The sequence below is a fragment of the Terriglobales bacterium genome, from assembly GCA_035624475.1.
Classification (GTDB): Bacteria; Acidobacteriota; Terriglobia; order Terriglobales; family Acidobacteriaceae; genus DASPRL01.
In genome coordinates this window covers 1-4,397 of sequence record DASPRL010000235.1, presented here as the reverse complement: position 1 = coordinate 4,397, position 4,397 = coordinate 1, and the positions used below count along the sequence as shown (strand labels likewise).

The 4,397-nt window shown below is 67.0% G+C and carries 5 protein-coding genes; 3 read left to right on the top strand and 2 right to left on the bottom strand.

The genetic code is table 11. The features are described 5' to 3' along the window. On the bottom strand, positions 1 to 949 hold a 949-nt coding region (gene xseA / locus VEG08_09815; GenBank protein HXZ28278.1), incomplete at its 3' end, for an exodeoxyribonuclease VII large subunit. A gap of 136 nt (positions 950 to 1,085) precedes the next feature. On the opposite strand from xseA, the gene VEG08_09810 reads away from it, so the two are divergent. Beyond that, positions 1,086 to 1,391, top strand: a complete 306-nt coding sequence (locus VEG08_09810) for a hypothetical protein (protein ID HXZ28277.1) — start codon at positions 1,086 to 1,088, stop codon at positions 1,389 to 1,391. Positions 1,392 to 1,508: 117 nt separating this feature from the next. Then, complete coding sequence (locus tag VEG08_09805) at positions 1,509 to 2,807, top strand: multiheme c-type cytochrome (GenBank protein ID HXZ28276.1); 1,299 nt, start codon at positions 1,509 to 1,511, stop codon at positions 2,805 to 2,807. Positions 2,808 to 2,866: 59 nt separating this feature from the next. Here the strand turns inward: VEG08_09805 and VEG08_09800 are convergent, their stop codons facing one another. Next, complete coding sequence (locus VEG08_09800) at positions 2,867 to 3,280, bottom strand: hypothetical protein (protein ID HXZ28275.1); 414 nt, start codon at positions 3,278 to 3,280, stop codon at positions 2,867 to 2,869. 243 nt (positions 3,281 to 3,523) lie between these two features. Here VEG08_09800 and dinB point away from each other — a divergent pair. After that, positions 3,524 to 4,397: DNA polymerase IV (gene dinB / locus VEG08_09795; protein ID HXZ28274.1), on the top strand; the 874-nt coding region annotated here is incomplete at its 3' end.

The window sequence follows — 4,397 nt, the reverse complement described above, 5'->3', positions numbered from 1 at the left end:
GCATCTCGCGGCGCAAGCGTGCGGTCAGCTCGTCGACCCGCCGCTCGAGATCGCGCAGGGGCCGCGCGGCCAGGCGCTCGAGCCGGGCGCGCAGCTGGGCGAGACTGTCCACCACCGCCTGCTTCTCGCGCACCACCAGCTCGGCCGCCGCCGAGGGCGTGGGCGCGCGCAGGTCGGCGACGAAGTCGGCGATACTGAAGTCGGTCTCATGCCCCACCGCCGAGATCACCGGAATCTGGCTGGCGGCGATGGCCCGCGCCAGCGCCTCGTCGTTGAACGCGGCCAGGTCCTCCAGCGAGCCGCCGCCGCGCGCCACCACGATTACATCCACATTTGCCGCACGGTTGAACCACGCCACCCCGGCCGCCACCTCCGCTGCCGCGGTCTCGCCCTGCACCTGCGCCGGGTAGATGAGCACGTTCACGCTCTCGTGGCGTCGTTTCAGGATGTTGAGGATGTCCTGGATGGCGGCGCCCCGCGGCGAGGTCACGATTCCAATGCTCCGCGGCAGCGCCGGCAGCGGCCGCTTGCGCGCCGCCTCGAACAGCCCTTCCGCCTGCAGCCGCGCCTTCAGTTGCTCGAAGGCGATCTGCAGCGCGCCCGCGCCCTTGGGCTCCAGGTATTCGGCGGAGAGCTGCAGGTCGCCGCGCGCCTCGTACAGGGTGACGCGCCCGCGCGCCAGCACCTGCATGCCGTGCTCCGGGCGGAACTTCAGCAGCCGCGCCTGCGAGCGGAACATCACCACCTTGAGCTGCGCCTCGCCGTCCTTGAGCGTGAAGTAGAGGTGGCCGGACTCGGCAGGACGGTAGTTCGAGACCTCGCCTTCCACCCACACGTCGCCGTAGTCGCGCTCCAGCGTGGCGCGCAGCGCGCCCATCAGGTCGCGCACCGTCCACACCTGCCGCTGCGGCATCTGGAAGGTGAGGTCGAGCTGGCCGGGTTCCGCCATTGGGCGCATTGTAGGAGAACCGGTAGCCGGTAGCTAGTAGCTGGTAGCTGACGCGGCGCTCTCTTCTTGATCCCGAGCAGAGCGAGGGACCCCTATGGCTCTCAACAACGTTGCCATGCAGTAGAATCGTGCCGCCGTGAACGAGGTTGCCGTCCCAATCCGCGGGCGCAGGGGCTGGTTGGTATTGGCTTGGGTCTCGGCCTTTCTCACCGCCGCAGCTTCGGTTGCTCCGCTCTTCATGGACTGGGTCGCGTTCAAATGGGCTGTGGTTCTTCTGCTGGTTCTGTTTTCGCTGGATCTCCTGGTGGCCCGCAAGGCGAGGGGCTCGCGGAGGGACCAAACCGAGCGCTGGGGTGCCTCGCTCGCATTGATCTACATTCTGCTCTTCCTCGTGGCGATCGGATGGGTGGTAAGCACGGCCGTCCGCTTGGCTGCCCGCTGACTCCTAACTCCTGACTCCTGACTTCTCACCACTGACTCCCCCTGCTTTGTAGTGGTAGGATTCCCCTGTTGTCGGCCCTCATACCCAAGCGCTAGCTTCCGCACGCAGGAGGTCCCCATGCGCCGCTCTCTTCTTCTCGTTGTTCTGCTGGCCGCTTCACTCGCCTTTGCCCAGAAGCCAACCGCCCCCAGGCCCCGCGTCTCCGCCGAGGGCCAGGCCTGCCTCGACTGCCACTCCTCCACCACCCCCGGCATCGTCGAGCAGTGGAAAGAGAGCGCGCACGCGCGCAGCGGCGTGGACTGCTACTCCTGCCACAAGGCGCGCGCCGGCGATCCCGCCACCTTCGACCACTACGGCCACAAGATCGCCGTCATCGTCACCCCCAACTACTGCGCGCCCTGCCACGAGAAGGAGACGGCGGAGTTCGAGAAGAGCCACCACGCCCAGGCAGCGCAGTTCATCGGGTCGCTCGACAACATGCTGGGCGAGATCGTGGAAGGCGGCCCCGCCGCCGCCAACGGCTGCCGCCAGTGTCACGGCAGCGAGGTCAAGTACCTGGGCGAAGGCAAATTCGACTACACCACCTGGCCCAACAGCGGCATCGGGCGCGTCAATCCTGACGGCAGCCGCGGAAGCTGCGCCGCCTGCCACGGCCGCCACAGCTTCTCCGCCGCCCAGGCCCGCCAGCCCGAGGAGTGCGGTAAATGCCACATGGGCCCCGACCATCCCCAGATCGAGATCTACAACGAGTCCAAGCACGGCATCCAGTTCCGCGCCAACCTGGCCAAGATGAACCTGGACTCCAAGAGCTGGGTCGTGGGCAAGGACTACTCGGCCGCGCCCACCTGCTCCACCTGCCACATGAGCGCCACGCCCAACCAGCCCATCACCCACGACGTGGGCGACCGCATCAGCTTCACCCTGCGCCCCGTCATCAGCATCCGCCTGGAGAACTGGGAGAAGCGCCGCGCCAACATGGAGGACGTCTGCTCCAACTGCCACGCCTCCGGCTGGGTGGAGAACTTCTACAAGCAGTACGAAGACACCATCGGGCTCTACAACGAGAAGTTCGCCAAGCCCGCCAAGCAGATCATGGACAAGCTGCGCGCCGCCGGCAAGCTCACCCCTACTCCCTTCGACGAGAAGATCGAGTGGACCTACTACGAGCTCTGGCACCACCAGGGCCGCCGTGCGCGCATGGGCGCCTCCATGCAGGGCCCCGACTACACGCAGTGGCACGGCTTCTACGAGGTCTCGAAGACTTTCTACACCGAGTTCATCCCTGAGGCCGAAGCGCTCATGCCCGGCGTCACCAAGGAGGTGATGGACTCCGACTACCACAAGTGGACCAAGGGCCTGACCCCGGAGCAGATCAAGCAGCAGCTCGAGTTCTACAAGAAGCGGTACAACCAGTAGGCTCGTGTAGGGGCGGATCTCTGATCCGCCCCCTCCTGTAGCGCCGGCGTCCCGCCGGCCTACGCTGCGTTCTCCCGCTCCACCGCCCGCCGGCGCAGCGACCGCACCTCTGCTCGCTGGATCTCGGTCAGCTCCGTCGAAGCCTGGACCAAGGCGTCGACGGCCTCCTGCAGCCCCTTTCCGCGCGCGCGGAAGAGCCGGTCCCACAAGTGCGCGGCCAGCACGGCCAGGAACGCGCAGCCGAGCAGCGTCATCGCCGTCTCCGGAAACCCGGCAGGGGCCGCGCGGCCCAACTGGTAAGCGACCGCGGCCGCGACCACCAGCACGCCGCCGACCACGATGCCTACCAGCTTGACGGTCTCACCGAATTCAATGGTCCTTCCAGCCATGCGGTAAAGATGGCGATAGCGCTGCACGGCGGCTCGGCTCTCTGCCGACTCCGGCGCGAAGGGGATGATTTTGGCGGTGCTCATGGCAACCTCCTTCCCGCACTCTGCCCCGAGAAAAGCCTGACCCGGCGGCCTCACTCCTGTCAGTGACGCCCGCCACGGGCCCAGGTGACGCCGGCAGGAGTCAGGAGTTTGTAGTTAGGAGTTAGCTCTCCTTCGTGCCCTTCGTGTTTTCCTTCGTGTCCTTTGTGGTGAGCTTTTCGTCGCCGCGCCCCGCTAACTCCTAACTCCCAACTCCTAACTCCTCGCTACAATACCCGCAGAGCCATGCCCTCCGCCGCCCACACCTACTTCCACCTCGACATGGACGCGTTCTTCGTCTCGGTGGAAGAGCTCTTCGATCCCTCGCTGAAGGGCAAGGCAGTGGTGGTAGGCGGGCGCCCCGACGAGCGCGGGGTGTGCGCCGCCGCCAGCTACGAGGCGCGCAAGTTCGGGGTGCACTCGGCCATGCCGCTGCGCACCGCTCACAAGCTCTGCCCGGAGGCCATCTTCCTCGACGGTCATCCCGAGCGCTATCGCGAATATTCGCGGAAGGTCTTCGCCGTGCTGGAGCGCTTCTCGCCGCTCGTGGAGATGGCTTCCATCGACGAGGCCTGTCTCGACATGACCGGCACCGAGAAGCTGCAGGGCCCGCCACTCAAGTCCGCCCACGCCCTGCACGAGGCCATCCGCCAGGAGACCGCCCTCAACTGCTCCATCGGCATCGCCAACTCGCGCCTGGTGGCCAAGGTGGCCAGCGACCAGGCCAAGCCCAACGGCGTGCTCTGGGTGCTGCCCGGGCAGGAGCAGAGCTTCCTGGCGCCGCTCGAAGTCCGCAAGATTCCCGGCGTGGGCAAGGTCATGGAGAAGCACTTGCACGACTTGGGAGTACGCACCGTCGCCGACCTCGCCCGCCTCGACGAGAAGACATTAGAAGACCGCTTCGGCAAGTGGGGACTGGCGCTGGCCGGCAAGGCCCACGGCCTCGACGCCGGCGGCTGGTTCGACGCCCCCGTGGGCGCGGGCGAGGAGCCCAAGTCCATCAGCCACGAGCACACCTTCTCCCACGACACCGCCGACCAGGAAGCGCTCGAGGCCACGCTCGCCCGCCTCTCCCAGATGGTGGCGCGGCGCCTGCGCGAGCATGGCCTGCACGCCGCCA

Bases quoted from the DNA above. Each gene is read 5' to 3' on its own strand.
- VEG08_09800 (HXZ28275.1), bottom strand. From the start codon at position 3,280: ATGAGCACCGCCAAAATCATCCCCTTCGCGCCGGAGTCGGCAGAGAGC.
- VEG08_09805 (HXZ28276.1), top strand. From the start codon at position 1,509: ATGCGCCGCTCTCTTCTTCTCGTTGTTCTGCTGGCCGCTTCACTCGCC.